At 58.7% G+C, this 19652-nt stretch carries 12 protein-coding genes; 11 read left to right on the plus strand and 1 reads right to left on the minus strand.

The window, feature by feature from the left end:
* The 11 genes from prc to rmf all read left to right on the plus strand — a co-directional run bounded on the left by prc (position 1) and on the right by rmf (position 18991).
* Entirely contained in the window at positions 1-2016 is a 2016-nt protein-coding gene (prc, locus tag ACM3N8_RS00455; protein ID WP_042866428.1) for a carboxy terminal-processing peptidase, read from the plus strand.
* A gap of 137 nt (positions 2017-2153) precedes the next feature.
* Complete coding sequence (gene pepN / locus ACM3N8_RS00460; protein ID WP_378082195.1) at positions 2154-4778, plus strand: aminopeptidase N; 2625 nt, start codon at positions 2154-2156, stop codon at positions 4776-4778.
* Positions 4779-4889: 111 nt separating this feature from the next.
* The gene (locus tag ACM3N8_RS00465; RefSeq protein WP_043555777.1) at positions 4890-5111 is read left to right on the plus strand and encodes a DUF2835 family protein; all 222 of its coding nucleotides are present in this window, start codon (positions 4890-4892) and stop codon (positions 5109-5111) included.
* A gap of 278 nt (positions 5112-5389) precedes the next feature.
* The gene (locus tag ACM3N8_RS00470) at positions 5390-10231 is read left to right on the plus strand and encodes an NAD-glutamate dehydrogenase (RefSeq protein ID WP_290018108.1); all 4842 of its coding nucleotides are present in this window, start codon (positions 5390-5392) and stop codon (positions 10229-10231) included.
* Positions 10232-10277: 46 nt separating this feature from the next.
* Entirely contained in the window at positions 10278-11288 is a 1011-nt protein-coding gene (gene pyrD / locus ACM3N8_RS00475; RefSeq protein WP_098984034.1) for a quinone-dependent dihydroorotate dehydrogenase, read from the plus strand.
* 87 nt (positions 11289-11375) lie between these two features.
* Complete coding sequence (locus tag ACM3N8_RS00480) at positions 11376-11912, plus strand: cell division protein ZapC (RefSeq protein WP_290018111.1); 537 nt, start codon at positions 11376-11378, stop codon at positions 11910-11912.
* A 685-nt stretch (positions 11913-12597) separates the two neighbouring features.
* Entirely contained in the window at positions 12598-14793 is a 2196-nt protein-coding gene (rlmKL, locus tag ACM3N8_RS00485) for a bifunctional 23S rRNA (guanine(2069)-N(7))-methyltransferase RlmK/23S rRNA (guanine(2445)-N(2))-methyltransferase RlmL (RefSeq protein ID WP_274454375.1), read from the plus strand.
* Complete coding sequence (locus ACM3N8_RS00490) at positions 14793-15029, plus strand: glutaredoxin family protein (RefSeq protein ID WP_098984036.1); 237 nt, start codon at positions 14793-14795, stop codon at positions 15027-15029. Before rlmKL ends, ACM3N8_RS00490 begins: the two co-directional genes overlap by 1 nt.
* Before the next feature lie 66 nt (positions 15030-15095).
* Positions 15096-17006, plus strand: coding sequence for an ABC transporter ATP-binding protein (locus tag ACM3N8_RS00495; RefSeq protein ID WP_290018112.1), 1911 nt, complete (start codon positions 15096-15098; stop codon positions 17004-17006).
* A gap of 8 nt (positions 17007-17014) precedes the next feature.
* Positions 17015-18652, plus strand: a complete 1638-nt coding sequence (locus ACM3N8_RS00500) for a DUF3466 family protein (RefSeq protein ID WP_290018113.1) — start codon at positions 17015-17017, stop codon at positions 18650-18652.
* A gap of 159 nt (positions 18653-18811) precedes the next feature.
* Entirely contained in the window at positions 18812-18991 is a 180-nt protein-coding gene (gene rmf / locus ACM3N8_RS00505) for a ribosome modulation factor (protein ID WP_005315693.1), read from the plus strand.
* Between the two features lie 84 nt (positions 18992-19075).
* Here rmf and fabA read toward each other — a convergent pair whose 3' ends face one another.
* Positions 19076-19636: a 3-hydroxyacyl-[acyl-carrier-protein] dehydratase FabA gene (fabA, locus tag ACM3N8_RS00510; protein WP_042037785.1), complete on the minus strand. Its 561-nt coding sequence runs from the start codon at positions 19634-19636 to the stop codon at positions 19076-19078.
* Between the last annotated feature and the right edge of the window lie 16 nt (positions 19637-19652).

The raw sequence follows: 19652 nt of genomic DNA on the forward strand, positions 1-19652 counted from the left end.
ATGTTGAAGCATGGCGTAATTCGTTTTTCCCTCGTTGCCTGTAGCCTGGCGCTTGCCGGGCTTGCACAGGCCATCGAGCCGGTGCTCAAGGAAAGTGATTTGCCTGTGTTGGCTCAAGAGAGCCAACATGCTACGGCTAGCAAGCGAATTGCCAATCTGTTTACCCGCTCGCATTACAAGCAGTTCAAGCTGGACGATGCCTTTTCCTCCGTGATTTACGACAAGTATCTGGAGAATCTGGACTACAGCAGAAACCTGTTTTTGGCCTCTGATATCAGCCGCTTTGAAAAGTACCGTAACGGCTTTGACACCGACCTCGAAAGAGGACGGCTGGCACCTGCCTACGAGATGTTCAATCTGAGTCAGCAGCGGCGTTATGAGCGGTTCGAATACGCCCTCAAACTGCTCGATACTCCTTTCGATTTTACCCAGCCCGACAATTACATCTTTGATCGGGAAGGGGCGGCTTGGCCCAAAGACGAAGCAGAACTCAACGAGTTGTGGCGTCAGCGGGTCAAGTTCGATGCCCTGAGCCTCAAGCTCAGCGGCAAGGAGTGGCCCGAGATCAAGGAGCTGCTTGGCAAGCGTTACAACAACGCCATCAAGCGGATGTCCCAGACCGAGAGCGAGGACGTGTTCCAGCTCTTCATGAACTCCTTCGCCCGCGCCATCGAACCGCACACCAGTTATCTCTCCCCGCGCAGCGCCGATCGCTTCAACACCGAGATGAACCTCTCGCTGGAAGGCATAGGTGCCGTGCTGCAGGCGGAAGATGACTTCACCGTTATTCGTTCCCTGGTGCCGGGTGGCCCGGCCGCCAAGTCCAATCACCTCAAGCCCGATGACAAGATCACCGGGGTAGGGCAGGACGACGGCAAGATTGTCGATGTGATCGGCTGGCGTCTCGATGACGTGGTCGAACTCATCAAGGGGCCAAAAGGCAGCAAGGTGAAGCTGGAGATCCAGCGCGGCAAGGGCGCCACCGCCAAGACCGAGCAGATCGAGCTGACCCGCGACAAGGTGCGTCTGGAAGACAGAGCCGCCAAGTCCAAGGTGATCAACGCCGAAGGCAAGAAGATAGGGGTGCTCGAGATCCCGAGTTTCTACGTCAATCTGCACGACGACGTGATCAAGGAGCTCTCCAGCCTCAACAAGCAGAAGATCGAAGGCCTGATCGTCGATCTGCGCGGCAACGGCGGCGGTGCGCTGACCGAAGCCTCTGCCCTGAGCGGCCTCTTCTTCGCCAGCGGTCCCGTGGTGCAAATTCGTGATCACATGGGCCGTATCACGGTCAATGGCGATGACGATGGCAACGTCTACTACGGCGGCCCCATGTCGGTGATGATCGACCGCTACAGCGCCTCGGCCTCCGAGATCTTTGCCGCCGCCATGCAGGACTATGGTCGCGCCCTGATCCTGGGTGAGAACTCGTTCGGCAAGGGCACTGTGCAACAGCATCGCAGCCTCGCCAAGGTCTATGACTTCTACGAGCAGCCGCTGGGTCACGTGCAGTACACCATCGCCAAGTTCTACCGGATCAACGGTGGCAGCACCCAGAACAAGGGGGTTGCACCCGACATCGGCTTCCCCACTGCGGTCGCCCCGGAAGAGACGGGTGAGAGCCGTGAGTTCAACGCGCTGCCCTGGGACAAGATAGCCTCGGCCAAGTACGACAAGCTCGGCAATTTCGCCAGCCTGTTGCCCAAGCTGCAATCGGCCCACGAGGCACGGATCAACAAGGATCCGGAGTTTGCCTATGTGATGCAGGACATCGCCGACTACAAGGAGGAGAAGGACAAGAAGTCGGTCTCCCTCAACGAGGCGGAGCGTCTGGCTGATCAGGCCAAACAGGACGAGAAGGCGCTGGCGCGTACCAACGAGCGTCTGGCTCGCCTTGGCAAGCCGGCGGTGAAGAGCCTGGACGAGTTGCCGGCCGATTTTGAAGCCCCCGATGAGTATCTGGTCGAGGCTGCCAACATCACGGCGGATCTGGCCAGACTCAGCAAACAAGGCTGACCCTGGTTGGTGAACAAACATGCATACAAGGGCGACTCAGGTCGCCCTTTCTTTTGGCTGAATGCAAACTATTTGACCCTGCCAACCGGTTGTGACAGCCTCTGACACGTCAATTACAAGCGTGGAAGCAAACAATAATGACCGATCACTCCCAGGCCATGACGGCCAAATATCGCCAGGATTATCAGGCTCCGCTCTACTGGATCGACAGCATCGATCTCGATTTTCAATTGCAGGAGCCGCTGACCCAGGTCACCGCCATCTCCCGTCTGCGGCGCAATGGCGAACACAATGAACCCTTGGTGCTGGATGGAGAAGGCCTCTCCCTGCACAGCGTCAGCGTGGATGGCGTGCCCTTTGCCCAGTACGAGCAGGGGGAGAGCAGCCTGACCCTGTTCAACCTGCCGGCCGAGTGCGTGCTGACCGTTGTCACCCTGCTGGATCCTGCCGCCAACACGGCGCTGGAGGGGCTCTACAAGTCCGGCGATGCCTATTGCACCCAGTGTGAAGCCGAGGGTTTTCGCCGCATCACCTATTACCTGGACAGGCCCGACATCCTGGCCCGCTACAGCACCCGCATCACAGCCGATAAATCCCAGTTCCCTTTCCTGCTCTCCAACGGCAACAAGGTCGACAGCGGCGAGCTGGATGGCGGCCGTCACTTCGTGCAGTGGCAGGATCCCTTCCCCAAACCCAGCTACCTGTTTGCACTGGTGGCCGGGAACTTCGACGTGGAACGCAGCCATTACGTCACCAAGAGCGGCCGCAAGGTGGCTCTCGAGATCTTCGTCGACAAGGGCAATCTGGACCGCGCCGGCTTTGCCATGGAGAGCCTCGTCAACTCCATGCGCTGGGACGAGCAGCGCTTCGGCCTCGAGTATGACCTCGACATCTATATGATCGTGGCGGTGGACTTCTTCAACATGGGCGCCATGGAGAACAAGGGGCTCAATATCTTCAACTCCAAGTTTGTGCTGGCCAACCCGGCTACCGCCACCGATGGCGACTACCACGGCATCGAGCGGGTGATCGGCCACGAATACTTCCACAACTGGACCGGCAACCGCGTCACCTGCCGCGACTGGTTCCAGCTTAGCCTCAAAGAGGGGCTGACCGTGTTCCGGGATCAGGAGTTCTCCTCCGATCTGGGTTCGCGCGGCGTCAATCGCATCAACAACGTGCGCACCGTGCGTGGCCCGCAGTTTGCCGAAGACGCCGGCCCCATGGCACACCCCATCCGCCCGGATGTGGTGATAGAGATGAACAACTTCTACACCCTGACCGTCTACGAGAAGGGCTCGGAAGTGATCCGCATGCTGCATACCCTGTTGGGTGAGACCGCCTTCCAGGCCGGCATGCGCCTCTATTTCGAGCGCTTTGACGGTCAGGCCGTCACCTGTGACGACTTCGTGCAGGCGATGGAAGATGCCTCCGGGGTGGATCTCGGTCGTTTCCGCCGCTGGTACAGCCAGTCCGGCACCCCCGAGCTCACTGTGACCGACGAGTACGATGCCGAAAGCGGCGTCTATCGCCTGCACGTGAGCCAGCACACGCCGCCGACCCAGGATCAGCCCCAGAAGCTGCCGCTGCATATTCCCCTCGACATCGAGTTGTATGACGAGAACGGCGCCGCCGTCGCGCTTCAATATCAGGGCAAGCCGATCGGCAACGTGCTCGACGTGCTGGAAGCGCAGCAGACCTTCGTGTTCGATCGGGTGCCGGTCAAGCCGGTTCCTTCCCTGCTGCGGGACTTCTCCGCGCCGGTCAAGCTGCACTATGACTACAGCGAGGAGGCGCTGGCCTTCCTGATGCGCTTTGCGCGCAACGAGTTTGCCCGGTGGGATGCGGCGCAGATGCTGATCAACAAGGCGGTCATCGACGGGGTGGCACGGGTGCAGCATGGTCAGGGGGTTGAGCTCTCCCAGACCCTGCTGGCGGCCTTTGTCGCCATTCTGGACGATGCAGCACTCGATCCTGCCCTCAAGGCGGAGATCCTGGCGCTGCCGGGGGAGGCTACCCTGGCCGAGCTGTTCGAGGTGGCCGATATCGATGCCATCCATCAGGTGCGGGATATCATTCATGCCTCGCTGGCGCAGGCGTTCGGTGCCCGGCTGACGGCCACTTACGAGAGCCTGCGCTTGCAAGGTTATCAGGTGGTTCATGCCGACATGGCCAAGCGGGCCCTCAAAGGGGTGGTGCTGGGTTATCTGGCGGCACTGAATGCCGAGCATGCCGATGCCCTGGTGCGGGAACAGTATCAGGGAGCCGACAATATGACCGACACCCTGGCGGCGCTGCAGGTAGCCAACGGCTATCTGCTGCCATGCCGTGCCGCCCTGCTGGCGGACTTCGAAGGCAAGTGGGCCAGGGATGGACTGGTGCTGGACAACTGGCTACGGCTGGTCGGTGCCAAGCCGGCGAGCGATGTACTGGTTGAGGTGCGCCAGGCGATGGCCCACCCCACCTTCAGCATTCGCAACCCGAACCGGCTGCGCGCTCTGGTAGCTAGTTTTGCCATGAACAACCAGGTGCAGTTCCACGCCGTCGATGGCAGTGGTTACCGCTTCCTGACCGATCTGCTGATCGAGCTCAACGAGGTCAATCCTCAGGTGGCTTCTCGCCTCATCACACCGCTGATCCAGTTCAAGCGACTGGATGAGGCGCGCAAGGCGCTGATCCGCGCAGAGCTGCTCCGGCTGTTCAACCTGGACGGGCTGGCGCGGGATCTGTTCGAGAAGATAAGCAAGGCGTTGCAGCAGTAATTAAGAGTGGTGCAGGGCAGGGGAGCCGGCTCTCCTGCCCTGTTTTATCGAGCACGAGGTCAAGGCACCGGCGTTACCTTTACCACAAGCTGCCTTTTATCAGGAGTCACAGTGAAGCAGTTTACTTTCCGGCTGTCGCTCAACAGCGACGAGATCATGCTGATGTATCAGGGCCATGCCAGACGGCTGGTGGTGCGTACCGAGCAGGGCCTGACCATAGAGCTGGCCTTGGAAAAAATCCGGCCATTTGTCGCTATCAATGGTGTATACGGCTATTTCCGGCTGAAAACCCAGGACGATTATCGCTTTATCAGCCTGGAACGCATAAATTAACAAAATCTGAACAGGATCCCGAGTAATTATCTGCTTTCAGTCACTATCTATCCGGTAAATCCGCAATCATCCAGTGGGATTTTCTGTTTTTTGCCAAATTGGCAAAATTTTTCACAGCTCAAGCCGTGATCTGCCCCTTGTTTTTAACATCTCGTTAGCACCTTTGCTCGCCTTCCTTGATCCAAGACATTACACTTCGCAGCAACTCTGTACCGGTGGGCATCCAGGGTGGATGTCTTTCCGTCGGTGGTTAATGTCGTCCGATAAGGAATATAGCAATGGCATTGAAAGACGCCCCTACCTCAGTTCTGCTCGAAAACGTTCTCAGCCTGATCCATCAGAAGTTGCCCAAGAAGAGTGCCTCCCTGGTCGAGTGCTTCGTTGCCAAGTTCTACGGCAACATGGCCAGCACAGATCTGCATGATCGCAATGACAGCGATCTCTACGGCGCCGCACTCAGCCTGTGGAATGCGCTCAACCAGCGTACCAGCACGGAACCCTACATCCGGGTCTACAATCCCGAGCTGACCCGGCACGGCTGGCAGTCTCCCCATACCATAGTCGAGATCATACTGCAGGATTCTCCCTTCCTGGTGGACTCCATCCGCATGACGCTCAAGCGTCTCAACATCACGGCTCACATGATGCTGCATCAGCCGCTGCACCTCATTCGCGGCAACGAAGGCAAGATCAGCGCCATTCTGGATCTCGACAACACGGCCGGGCAGACCTCGGTCGAAACCGCCTTCCTCATCGAGATCGATCACCTGACCGGTGACGATCAGATGGAGGCGCTGGCCGCCGAGCTCCACTCGGTCGCCGGTGAAGTGGCGCTGGCGGTGGGTGACTGGCAGCCCATGCTGGGCCGTCTGAACGAGATCATCGACGAGCTGCCCAAGCGCAAGAACCCGGTCAGCAAGGAGGAGGTCGCCTCCTGTGTCGCCTTCCTCAAGTGGGTGGCCGCCCACAACTTCACCCTGATGGGCTATCGCCGCTACGACGTCAAGGCGGTGGAGGGGGATCACGAGATCCTGCCACTGCCGGACTCCAGCCTGGGGTTGATGAAGAACTCCATCAAGGATGAGGGGCAGCGCCTTGGCAACATGCCGGCCAGTGCCCGTCATGCGGCCCTGAGCTCCGACCTGCTGATCCTCACCAAGTCCAACAGCAAGTCCCGGGTCCACCGCCCGGCCTATGTGGATTACATCGGCATCAAGCGTTTCGACGAGCACGGCAAGGTAGTGGGGGAGGATCGCTTCATCGGTCTCTACGCTTCTTCCATCTACAACACCAGTGCGACCCAGATCCCGCTCATCAGCCATCGCCTCGAGCGCATCATGGCCTCGTCCGGTCATGAGAAGGGCTCCCACGCCTATAAGGCCCTGCTCAACGTGCTGGAAACCTATCCCCGCGACGAGCTGATCCAGGCTCGCGAAGAGGAGTTGCTGGCCACGGGTCTCGGCGTGCTGGAGATGCAGGAGCGGGACATGCTGCGCCTGTTCGTGCGCCGCGACGTTTACGGCCGTTTCTTCTCCTGCATGGTTTATGTCACCAAGGAGCGCTACAACACGGCGCTGCGGGTCAAGACCCAGCAGATACTGCAGAAATATTTCGGCAGCAGCGAAGAGGTGGAGTTCAACGTCTACTTCTCCGAAGGCGTGCTGGCGCGGACCCACTACATAGTGCGGGTCAACAATAACAACGTGGATGTGGACGTGAACGAAGTACAGAACAACCTGATTGAAGCGGCCCGCAGCTGGGACGACCGGCTCGACTCAGTGCTGCTGACGCACTATGGCGAAGCCCGTGGCAATGCCCTGCGCCGTCGTTTCAGCACCGCCTTCCCCCGTGCCTACAAGGAAGATGTGCTGCCGGGCTCCGCCGTGGCCGACATCATGGAGCTGGACAATCTGAGCGAAACCCATCCCCTTGGCATGCTGTTCTACCGTGCCCAGGAGGAGGAGAACGATCGCCGGGTCCGCCTCAAGCTGTTCCACCGTACCGAACCCATTCACCTCTCAGATGTGTTGCCCATGCTGGAAAACATGGGGCTGCGGGTGATAGGCGAGACCCCGTATCAGGTCCGTACCCCCTCGGGGGATGTGTTCTGGATCCTCGACTTCTCCATGCTGCTGCGTGGCGATCAGCCGTTTGATCTGGAACAGAGCCAGCAGCGCTTCCAGCAGGCGTTTGCGGCCGTCTGGAACCGGGAGTTGGAGGATGACGGCTTCAACCGTCTGGTACTGGGTGCCAGCCTCACCGGCCGTCAGGTCTCGGTGCTGCGTGCCTACGCCAAGTACATGCGCCAGACCGGCGTCTCCTTCAGTCAGTCTTACATCGAAGAGACACTTACCCGTTATCCCGACATCGCCCAGCTGCTGTTCACCCTGTTCGAGCAGCGCCTCGACCCGGCGGGCAAACAGGATGCCAAGGTACAGGCCAAGCTGCACGAGCAACTGGCCGCCAAGCTGGATCAGGTAGCGAACCTGGATGACGATCGCATCATCCGTCGCTACGTGGAGATGATCGACGCCACCCTGCGCACCAACTACTACCAGCTGGACAAGGAGGGTCAGGTCAAGCCTTACGTCTCCTTCAAGCTGGCGCCCTCCAGCATCACCGACATGCCGCTGCCGCTGCCGAAATTCGAGATCTTCGTCTACTCGCCGCGGGTGGAAGGGGTGCATCTGCGCTGGGGCAAGGTGGCCCGTGGCGGTCTGCGCTGGTCCGATCGCAAGGAAGATTTCCGCACCGAGGTGCTGGGTCTGGTCAAGGCGCAGCAGGTGAAGAACACAGTGATAGTGCCGGTGGGGGCCAAGGGCGGCTTCTATTGCAAACAGATGCCGGTGGGGGCGGCCCGCGCCGTCATCCAGGAGGAGGGCAAGGCCTGCTATCGCCTGTTCATCCGCGGTCTGCTCGATGTGACAGACAACATCATCCAGGGAGAGGTGATCCCGCCCAAATCCGTGGTACGCCATGACGAGGATGACTACTACCTGGTGGTGGCGGCCGACAAGGGCACCGCGACCTTCTCCGACATCGCCAACGAGATAAGCCAGGAATATGGCCATTGGCTCGGCGATGCGTTCGCCTCCGGTGGCTCGGTCGGTTATGACCACAAGAAGATGGGCATCACGGCGCGCGGCGCCTGGGAGTCGGTCAAGCGCCACTTCCGCGAGATCGGCATCAACTGCCAGACCACAGATTTCACCTGCGTGGGCATAGGTGACATGGCGGGCGACGTGTTCGGCAACGGCATGCTGCTCTCCGAGCACACCCAGCTGGTGGGCGCCTTCAACCACATGCACATCTTCATCGACCCGACGCCCCATGCGGCCAAGAGTTTCGTCGAGCGCAAGCGGCTGTTCGAGTTGCCGGGTTCCAGCTGGGATGACTACAACCGCGACCTCATCTCGGCAGGGGGCGGCATCTTCCTGCGCTCGGCCAAGTCCATCAAGCTGAGCCCGCAGATCCAGACCCTGCTCGGTACCGACAAGGCCAGCATGGCGCCGAACGAACTGATCAAGGCGCTGCTCTGCCTGAATGTGGACCTGCTGTGGAACGGCGGTATCGGCACCTATGTGAAGAGCTCCCGCGAGAGCGATGCCGAAGTGGGGGATCGCAGCAACGACGTGCTGCGGGTCAATGGTCGTGATCTGCGTGCCCATATCGTCGGTGAGGGTGGCAACCTGGGCTTTACCCAGCTCGGCCGGGTGGAGTACGCCAGTCAAGGTGGTCGCATCAACACCGACTTCACCGACAACGTGGGCGGGGTGGATTGCTCCGACAACGAGGTCAACATCAAGATCCTGTTGAACCAGCTGGTGGCTGCCGGCGATCTGACCCTCAAGCAGCGCAACCAGATGCTGTACGAGATGACGGACGACGTGGCGCAGATCGTCATCACCAACGCCTACCGTCAGTCCCAGTCCATCTCGGTCACCAGTTTCCGTGGTACCGAGCAGCTCAAGGAGCAGCAACGCTTCATTCAGGGGCTGGAGCGCGAAGGCAAGCTGGATCGGGGGCTGGAGTTCCTGCCCTCCGATGAGGAGCTGTCCGAGCGGATGGCGGCAGGGCAGGGCTTGACCCGTCCCGAGCTGGCGGTGCTGGTGGCTTACGGCAAGATGGTGCTCAAGGAGCAGCTCAACTGCCCGGAGATCACCGAGGAGCCCTTCCTGGCCAACATGCTGGTCACCAGCTTCCCGGCCAAGCTGCAGCAGCAGTTCGGTGCCCAGCTTGCCCAGCATCCGCTGCGTGGCGAGATCATCGCGACCCGGGTGGCCAACATGCTGGTCAACGACATGGGGCTCAACTTCGCCAGCCGGATGAAGGACGAGACAGGTGCCTCCGTGGCCGAAGTGGCCTGCTGCTTCGCCATGGCCCGCGAGGTGTTTGGCTTAGGGGCCCTGTGGCGTGACATCGAAGGATGCGACAACCTGGTGGGTGCAGAGACCCAACTCGAGCTGATGTTCTACAGCCGCCGCATAGTACGCCGTGCCACCCGCTGGTTCCTGCGTGCCCGCAATCGCAGCTGGAGCATCGCTGAGAACATCGCCTTCTTCCGCCCGGCGTTCGAGACCCTGGGGACCCACCTCTACGAGGTGATGGACGAGAGCGAGGTGGCCGAGCACCAGCAGGCAGTAGCCGCGCTGGTGGCCAAGCAGGTGCCGGATGCCATCGCCCGCCAGGTGGCCCACATGAGCAGCCTCTTCTCCAGTCTGGATCTGGCGCAGATTGCCGCGGAGCACAAGACCGACATAGTGCGCGCCGCCAATGTCTACTATCGCCTCGGCGCCAAGCTGGATCTGCACTGGTTCCTCGATCAGATCAACCATCAACCGGTGGGCAACCACTGGCAGGCGATGGCACGGGCCTCCTTCCGTGAAGATCTGGACTGGCAGCAGCGCAGCCTCACATCTGTGGTACTGGAAGGGTGCAAAGAGCAGGGAGAATGCGCTACCATACTGGCCGACTGGATTTCGGAGCATGAGCAACTCTTGTCCCGTTGGACCCATATGTTGGCCGACTTCAAGACCACGAGCACCCACGAGTTCGCCAAGTTCTCGGTGGCCTTGCGAGAGTTGAACCTGCTCCAGTTGAATTGCCGAACCTCGGCATAACCCCTAAAGCCCCGGCCAGTTGCCGGGGCTTTTTTAAGGAGCAAAAATGTTGTACCCCCTCGCCAGGCATTTCTTGTTCAAGCTCAATCCTGAACAGGCACACGATCTCTCCATCAAATATTTGCCCCGCCTTCTCGGTACGCCACTTGATTGTTTCTTCCGCCACTCACTGCCCAAACGCCCCGTCACTGTCATGGGGCTTTATTTTGCCAATCCGGTTGGACTGGCAGCGGGTCTGGATAAGGACGGGGAGTGCATCGATGCATTTGGTGCCATGGGGTTTGGCTTTATTGAAGTAGGTACAGTGACCCCCAAGCCCCAGAGCGGCAATGACAAGCCTCGTCTGTTCCGGGTTATTCCGGCAGAGGGGATCATCAACCGGATGGGATTCAACAACAAGGGTGTTGACCATCTGGTTGCCCAGGTCAAGAAAGCCAAATACCAGGGCGTCATCGGCATCAATATCGGCAAGAACAAGGACACCCCCATAGAGCAGGGCAAGGATGATTATCTGATCTGCATGGACAAGGTTTATGATCATGCCGGTTATATTGCCGTCAATATTTCTTCCCCCAATACCCCGGGTCTGCGGCAGCTGCAATACGGTGACGCACTCGATGAGTTGCTAGCCGCGCTCAAGGTTCGTCAGCAGGAGCTGGCTGCCCAATATAAGAAGTACGTGCCGCTCGCCGTTAAAATTGCACCGGACTTGAGTCTGGATGAAATTAATCAGGTAGCTGCGTCCTTGATCAAAAACGGGATCGATGGCGTGATTGCCACCAATACCACCCTGGCGCGTGACATGATCTATGACATGCCCCACGCAGGTGAAGCGGGTGGCCTCAGTGGGCGTCCCTTGCAGCACAAGAGCACAGAGGTGATCCGCCAGCTGGCCAAGGCACTGGACGGCGCCCTGCCCATCATAGGGGTAGGGGGCATAGACAGCGCCATGGCGGCGCGGGAGAAGCTGGCAGCGGGTGCCAGTCTGGTCCAGATTTACAGCGGCTTTATTTATAAAGGCCCGAGCCTGGTCAAAGAGATTGTGACCCATATTTAAGAAATAAATGGGTGCCCTTTATTTAAAGTTGCTGAAATTCTCGACATGGAATAAAGTCGAGTAACGACTTCCAGTAAGGGCACCCCCATGTGTATCCAACCCAATGACAATTGGCAGTGGCATTATGATGCTCATGATGATCGTCTGATGCTGGATTTATCCGATCGCATGATATTCGCGACCGAATATAAAGGGCGACAGCTTGTCCCCTGTTCCTTCACCACCCAGCCTTTTTGCGTGGACGATGCCGCCCTTTATTATCAATTGATGGACAAGGCTGCCGAACTCGACTGGAGCACTCCCCATCAGGTTCAGTTGGTACTCAATGCCATCGCCGTCAGTCGCTTTTATAAACCCCTGATGCCGCAAAGCTGGTTCTTTGGTGAAGTTCATCCCTTCATTATTCCTGAGACCGGCGCTCTGGTGTGCATGAATACCCCTCATGGCAAGGGGGCGTTCATGGTGATCGAGGCGGGTGAACAGGCCAGCGTCTGTCTGAATCTGACGGATGATCTTATTTTGACCGCCAGCAAGATCCTGCCCCGTTTCGGGGTGATCAAGGTAATGAACAATCGCATGAGCGCCAGGGTGTCGACCCAGACACAATACCGTCAGGTGGGGTGATATTCTCAAGTTTTTTGGTACAATATTTAGCCTGCTCTGGCTCGTCCGATATTTTCTGTCTCTTCATTTCACTCATGTCTATTGCTCCATTCTCATCCTCTTTTAACGCTCAAAAAAATGCCCTCGCATCAAGAGGATGAGAGGGCGGCAAACACACACTACAGGAGGAATAAGCTGTTGTTCCAGCCACCCGGCTATTTTAAGACGTATGGTTGCGCCTGAAACCTGATAGATATGACAGTCTGACAGTTGATGGAATAGCGGGGCACGGCAAGTAAAAAAATAGCCCTCCTGTTTTCGGACGATAACGGGAGGGCAAAAACACGGGGTAACGAAAGGACATGCTCTGTCGGAAGGATAATAACTCAATGAGCCTTGTTTGACGCCTGTCAGATATGGCAATCATGATGTGTTGATATCCGCTGCGCCACGGATGTGGAATATGTTCAGCCTGCTGACGAGGGAGATATAACCCGGTTCAGATTGTCGCTATTTTACGGTGATACCCTGTCACCCCATCAGGTGAGTTGGCGCCAGGCATCATCGAATGCCTGGCTCGCCCATCCTGGTATCAAGGGGAATGGCAGAATGGGCGGGGAGGTGAGCCGGCCAACATATAGAGAAACGCCCTGTTTCTGGCGTCATCACCAAGCTTTTGCTGCTCAGGATCGGCTCTTAAGGTATAATGCGGCACTATTTTTATGGCATCCCCGTGAGCGTGATGAAAGAATTTTTTGCAACCTGCCCCAAGGGGCTGGAAAACCTGTTGGCCGACGAGCTGACCACCCTGGGCGCAGAGCAGGTCCGTGAGACGGTCGCTGGTGTCCATTTCAAAGGCGAATTGGCCATTGGCTACAAGGCCTGCCTGTGGAGCCGTTTTGCCTCCCGCATCGTGCTGGTGCTGTCCGAATTCCAGATGAACGACGATCTGGATCTCTATCTCGGTGCCCACACCATCCCCTGGGAAGAGCATTTCTCCGGTACCTCCACCATAGCGGTGGACTTTACCGGTACCAACCCCGCCATTCGCAATACCCAGTACGGCGCGTTGAAGATCAAGGATGCCATCGTCGATCGCTTCACCAAGCGCGGTCACGTGCGCCCGGATGTGGACAAGAAATCGCCGGATATTCGCATCATGGCGCACCTGGGCAAAGGCAAGGCCAATATCACGCTGGACTTGTCAGGCCCGGCGCTGCACCAGCGTTTCTATCGTCAGGGCACAGGCGAGGCGCCGCTCAAGGAGAATCTGGCCTGCGCCATGATTGCCCGTAGCGGCTGGGCCTGTGAGCCCATGATGGACCCCATGTGTGGCTCCGGTACCTTGCTGATTGAAGCGGCCTTCATCGCCGCCGACATGGCGCCGGCCCTGCGCCGCGAACGCTTCGGCTTCGATCGCTGGCTGCAGCACGATGGCGAGCTGTGGCAGAGCCTGATGATGGAAGCCCAGGTGCGCGCCAAGCGTGGCATGCAGCGCTGCGAGGTTAAGCTGTTTGGCTGCGATGCCGACCCCCGTGTGCTGCTGAAGGCCCGCGACAACGCCAAGGCGGCCGGTGTGGCCCACCTCATCACCTTCAAGCAGGCCGATGTCACCGCGTTGGAAAACCCGTTGCCGATGCCGGCCCCTGTTGAAGGGGAAGAAGGTCAAGGGGAGGCCCGCCAAGTCGGCATGCTTATCTCCAACCCGCCCTATGGCGAGCGTCTTGGCGAATTCCCGGCGCTGCTTGAGGTGCATCAGGCTCTCGGTGATGCCCTGCGTCGCAGCTTCCAGGGCTGGAGAGTCTCCATTCTCTCTGCCTCGCCTGAACTGCTCAGCTGTCTGCGCCTGCGCGCCGACAAGCAATATCGCCTGTTCAACGGCGCCCTCGAGTGCCAGCTGCGCAACTACCAGATAGCGCTCGACTCGGTGGCCTCCCAAAAAGAGGTGGCACAGGACTTTGCAAACCGTCTGCGCAAGAATCTGAAGACGCTGGAGAAGTGGGCCAACAAAGAGGGCATCGACTGCTATCGCCTCTACGATGCCGACTTGCCGGAATACAACGCCGCCATCGACCGCTATCAGGATTATCTGGTGGTGCAGGAGTACGCGGCGCCCAAGGACATCCCCGCCCAGAAGACCCGTCAGCGTCTGCTCGACATGGTTCAGGCCGCCATCAAGGTGACCGGCATGGACGGTGAGAAGGTGATCCTGAAGGTGCGCGAGCGCCAGGAGGGCAAACAGCAGTATCAGAAGCTTTCCGAAGAGCAGCACCGGATGGAGGTGCAGGAGTACGGTGCCCGTCTGTGGGTCAACCTCTACGACTACCTGGATACCGGCCTGTTCCTCGACCACCGTCAGACTCGCCGCATGCTGGGTCAGATGGCCAGGGGCAAGCGCTTCCTGAACCTGTTCGCCTATACCGGCAGTGCCACCGTGCACGCGGGTCTTGGCGGCGCCAGCGAGACCACCACGGTCGACATGTCCCATACCTACCTGAACTGGGCGCAGGACAACATGCGACTCAACTCGCTGGTGGGTCGTCAGCACAAGTTTGTGCAGGCCGACTGCCTGAAGTGGCTGTCGGAAGCGGACGATCAGTACGACCTCATCTTCATCGATCCGCCCACCTTCTCCAACTCCAAGCGGATGGACGAGAGTTTCGACGTGCAGCGCGATCACCTGTTGCTGATGCAGCACCTGAAGCGACTGCTGGCGGCCGACGGCACCCTGGTGTTCTCCAACAACAAGCGCCACTTCAAGATGGATCTGGCCGGGCTCGAGGCCGCGGGTCTCAAGGCTCGCAACATCACCCAGCAGACCCGACCGAAGGACTTCGAGCGTAACCAGCATATCCACAACTGCTGGATCATCACCCACGCCGAGGCGCCAGCGCAGGCGTGATGCTGACCCTGTTTCACACCGACGGCTGCCATCTGTGCGAACAGGCATGGGGGCTGGTGGAGGAGGCCGGGCTGGCTGGCCAGACTCGCCAATGCGACATCATGGACGATGCCGGGTGGCTTGCCGCCTACCGGGTACGCATTCCGGTGCTGCGGGATGAGGCGGACCGCGAACTGGGCTGGCCCTTCACGCTGGTTGAGTTGAAGGCCTGGGTTGCACGTCAGGATGAATGCTGATTTGACGATGAAACGGGAGCAGACCCAGTCTGTCGCCCGTTTTTTCATATGAAATAAGGAACAAAAATGGCTCTTTTAACATTGCACGGCGCTTGCTTGTCGTTCAGTGATTTCCCGCTGCTCGACAATGCCGAGCTCAGCATAGAGCGCGGTGAGCGTCTCTGTCTGGTCGGGCGCAACGGGGCGGGCAAGTCCACCCTGATGAAGGTCATCGCCGGCGAACTGCCGCTCGATGACGGTCGCATGGTGCAACAGCAGGATCTGAAGGTGACTCGCCTCGAGCAGGATCCGCCCGCCTCCAGCGATCTGACCGTGTTTGACTACACGGCCGAGGGGCTGGCCGGCGTCGGCGAGCTGCTCAAGCAGTATCACCATATCTCCATGGAGCTGGCCCACGATCCGAGCGATGCCAACATTCGCATCATGAGCGAGCTGCAAGAACAGCTCGATTATCAGAATGGCTGGCAGTTCGAGACCCGTATCAGCCAGGTGCTGACCCTGCTGAACCTCGATCCCGACGCGACCCTGGATAGCCTCTCCGGTGGCTGGCTGCGCAAAGTCGCCCTGGCCCGGGCACTGGCATGCGATCCCGATCTGTTGTTGCTGGATGAGCCGACCAACCACCTGGATATCGAAGCCATCAACTGGCTGGAAGAGTTCCTGAAAGATTTCCGTGGCGCCATCGTCTTCATCTCTCACGACCGGGAGTTCATCCACAAGCTGGCGACCCGGATCATCGATCTGGATCGCGGCGAGATCACCTCCTGGCCTGGCAACTACGATCAATACCTGCTGGGCAAAGAGGAGTGGCTGCGGGTCGAGGAGCTGAAAAACGCCGAGTTCGATCGCAAGCTGGCGCAGGAGGAGGTGTGGGTTCGCCAAGGGATCAAGGCCCGCCGCACCCGCAACGAAGGGCGCGTTCGTGCCCTCGAGGCGATGCGGATGGAGCGTTCCCAGCGTCGCGAGCTGCAGGGCAAGGCCAAGCTGCAGATGGACGATGTGAATCGTTCCGGCAAGCTGGTATTCGAGACCGAAGGGCTGGGGCTGGACTTTGGTGATCGGACCCTGTTCCAGGGGCTGGATCTGCAGGTGCTGCGCGGCGACAAGATTGCCTTGGTGGGGCCCAACGGTTGCGGCAAATCCACCCTTATCAAGCTGTTGCTCGGTCAACTCGAACCCAGCCGTGGTCTGGTCAAAGGCGGCACCAAGCTGGAAGTGGCCTATTTTGACCAGTATCGTGATCAGCTCGATCCCGAGCAGACTGTGATGGACAACGTGGGGGAGGGCAAGCAGGAAGTGATGGTGCGCGGTCGCTCCCGCCACATTCTGGGTTACCTGCAGGACTTCCTGTTTGAACCCAAGCGGGCACGAACCCCGGTGAAAGCCTTGTCAGGAGGCGAAAAAAACCGTTTACTGTTGGCCAAATTGTTCTTGAAGCCCAGTAATTTACTGATCCTCGATGAACCAACCAACGACCTGGATGTCGAAACGCTGGAACTGCTGGAAGAGCTGCTGGCAGACTATCCTGGCACCCTGTTGCTGGTGAGCCACGATCGTCGGTTTATCGACAATACGGTGACCGGTTGCTGGTTGTTTGAAGGGGATGGCCGCATCAGTGATTACGTGGGGGGGTATGCCGACATGATGGCAACCCGTGCCTTGCAAAGCACGCAACAGGCGGCGAAAGTGGCGCAGGCCAAAACGGCAGAGCCTGTCGCTGTGGCGAGCCAGGCGGTCACAAAAACCAAAAAACTCTCTTACAAGTTGCAGCTGGAGCTGGATAATCTGCCAGCCCGACTGGAACAGCTGGAGACTGAGCTTGATGCCCTGCAGGCCGAGGTAAACCATCCCGGTTTCTTCGCCCTGCCGAGCGATCAAACCCAGCTCAAACTGGATGCCCTGAATGCAGCAGAGGCTGCATTGGAACAAGCCTTCTCCCGTTGGGAGGAGTTGGAAGCGTTGAAACATCAGGACTAAGGAAGTAGATGAAAAAGCAATTATCCATGCTGGCCATTCTGGTCAGCGCCAGCCTGCATGCCCAGGCGGCACAAAGCCCCTTTTTCACCATTGTCGACGGGTCTGACAAGGGATATGCCAGCGGGATCAGTGCCGATGGCAACGGGCTCATCGGGATCAACACCAAAAACAACATGGCCGAACACTTCTCGACCGTGCAGTTTGCCGACTTCCTGGTCGATCGTTTCCGTTTTGAGCAGGGCTGCATGCTCTCCAACTCGGTCTGCAACTCCTTCTGGAACGACAAGAGCAACTTTGCTTATCAGTGGCGGGTCGACTTTCTGGCCAAAACAGATCAGCGTAGCAACGTAGGGTCTGTGGTCAGCAACGAAACCGATGGTCTGGTCACCGCTTTGGGCGACGTATCGGGCACCCGCGTCGGTTACAAGATGGATGGCAAGCTGCGCACCGCATTTGCCGTCGTCGAGGAAGGCAACAGCGTCAACCTCAAGGATGGCGCCAGCACCCACAGCCTGAGCGTGCCAACCAGCATCAAGAAGCTGGACAACGGTCAGTACCTGGTGACCGGCACCGCCGCCACCGGCAAGAACATCGCCGTCAATTCCGAGACCTACAACTGGTGCTTCGCCGGCAACGATGGCCAGTATGGTGACTATCGCTACTGCCCTGGCCTCAACACCCAGGCCAGCTTCTGGCTGCTCAACAGCACAGGCACCTTCAACAAGCTGGTTCAGGCCAATGAATATGCCCGCGCCCGCAACGAGGTGGTGCAGACCGCCTCCGCGCTCGGCGTTGGCAAATTCAACGGCAGCCTCTACGGGGTGGGTTACTCCTCCACCGGCGAGATAGGGACCAACTACCTGGATGGTCGCAACCTGGCGGCATACTGGACGCTGGACCTGGATAACAGCAAGGTGGGCACCACCCAAATCATACCGCTGGCCGAAGGCGAGCCGGGCAAGGATGACGCCAAGCTGCAACACAGCTGGGCCGTGGGGGTCAATGACAACGGTTATGTGATTGGCAACCAGCTCTATCGCATCAACAAGGGCCAAAACCGCCCGGTCGAGATGTTCGTATTCAATCTCAACACCCCGACCACCAATGCCGTTGTTTCCCTGCAGGACAAGCCGCTGAGCGGTTCTGGTTCCGAGGCTGCCGCCATCAACAACCACAACATGGTGGTTGGCTGGCGCGATTCCCGTCATCAGACTCAGCCTGTGGTCAACGGCACCAATCGCATGCAGGAAGGTTTCCTGCTCAACGCGGCGACCAGCAACAACTGGTATCTGAACGACCTGATCTGCGGGCTGGATGATGCGGGTGCCAAGCAGTGTGCCCAGAACGGCTACTACTACCATATCGCTTATGCCAGTGGCATCAGCACGGATGGTACCGTGGCGGCGACGGCTTTCCGCTACAACAGCGAGAGCGAGCTCAACAACCGCAGCAATGCCACTGTGGTCAGCGTGAAGCTGGCGCCGGTTGTGAAGGATTACAAAAACAATGAGCCTGCCAACTACGTGGTCGCCAATGCGCCGGTCAGCAACCAGACCGGTCAGGATGGTGGCAGCGGTGGTGGCAGCCTGTTCTGGTTGACTCTGCTGGCCCTGCCATTTACCTGGCTGCGCCGCTACCAACGATAAAAAGGCATGTCACTAAAAATTAATGCGGTTCAGTGTCTTGTGTCACAATGACCGGATAGCATGGAATTTTTTGTTTGACCCTGCCCACCCTGTGGGGTAAAGATGAAAGCGACCGATGAAAAATTGGTCGCTTTTTTTGTTCCACGAAGAGGGTCGTAGATGATGAAGAGACAGAAACGGGACCGTCTGGAAAGAGCTCGTGCTCGTGGTTATCAGGCTGGCGTGGTCGGCAAACAGAAAGAAGCGTGTCCGTATCAATGCCTGGATGCCCGAGGGCATTGGCTTGGTGGTTGGCGTGACGCCATGGAAGGGCGGGGCTCAGGCCTCTTCATGAAGTAATAGGTACTTCATCACTCATTACAAAAGGAAAGGGGCCATCGCGGCCCCTTTACGTTATCTCTGTCTTACCACGGGATCAGTCGATCAGAATGCGGTGGTATCTTTGAACAGACCCACTTTCAGGTCGGTGGCGCTATAGATGGGACGGCCATCCACTTCCACCACGCCATCGGCGATCCCCATCACCAGCTTGCGGTTGATCACGCGCTTGAAGGTGATCTTGTAGGTCACTTTCTTGGCGGTCGGCAGGATCTGGCCGGTGAATTTCACTTCGCCTACACCCAGTGCACGGCCTTTGCCCGGGCCACCCTTCCAGCCGAGGAAGAAGCCGACCAGTTGCCACATGGCATCCAGCCCCAGGCAGCCAGGCATCACGGGATCACCCGGGAAGTGGCAATCGAAGAACCAGAGGTCCGGCGTAATGTCGAGCTCTGCCAGGATCTCGCCCTTGCCATGCTCGCCACCGTTATCGTTGATCTTGACGATGCGATCCATCATCAACATGTTGGGGGCGGGCAGCTGACTGTTACCCTCACCAAATAATTCGCCACGGCTGCAGGCAAGCAGCTCTTCACGGGTAAACGAGTCTTTGCCTTGTTCACACAGGGAAAGGCGGGCATCAATGGCGGTATTGTCTAGGGTCACGCTGTTTATCCTTCAT

Source organism: Aeromonas sp. A04 (assembly GCF_047780465.1).
Taxonomy (GTDB): domain Bacteria; phylum Pseudomonadota; class Gammaproteobacteria; order Enterobacterales; family Aeromonadaceae; genus Aeromonas; species Aeromonas bestiarum.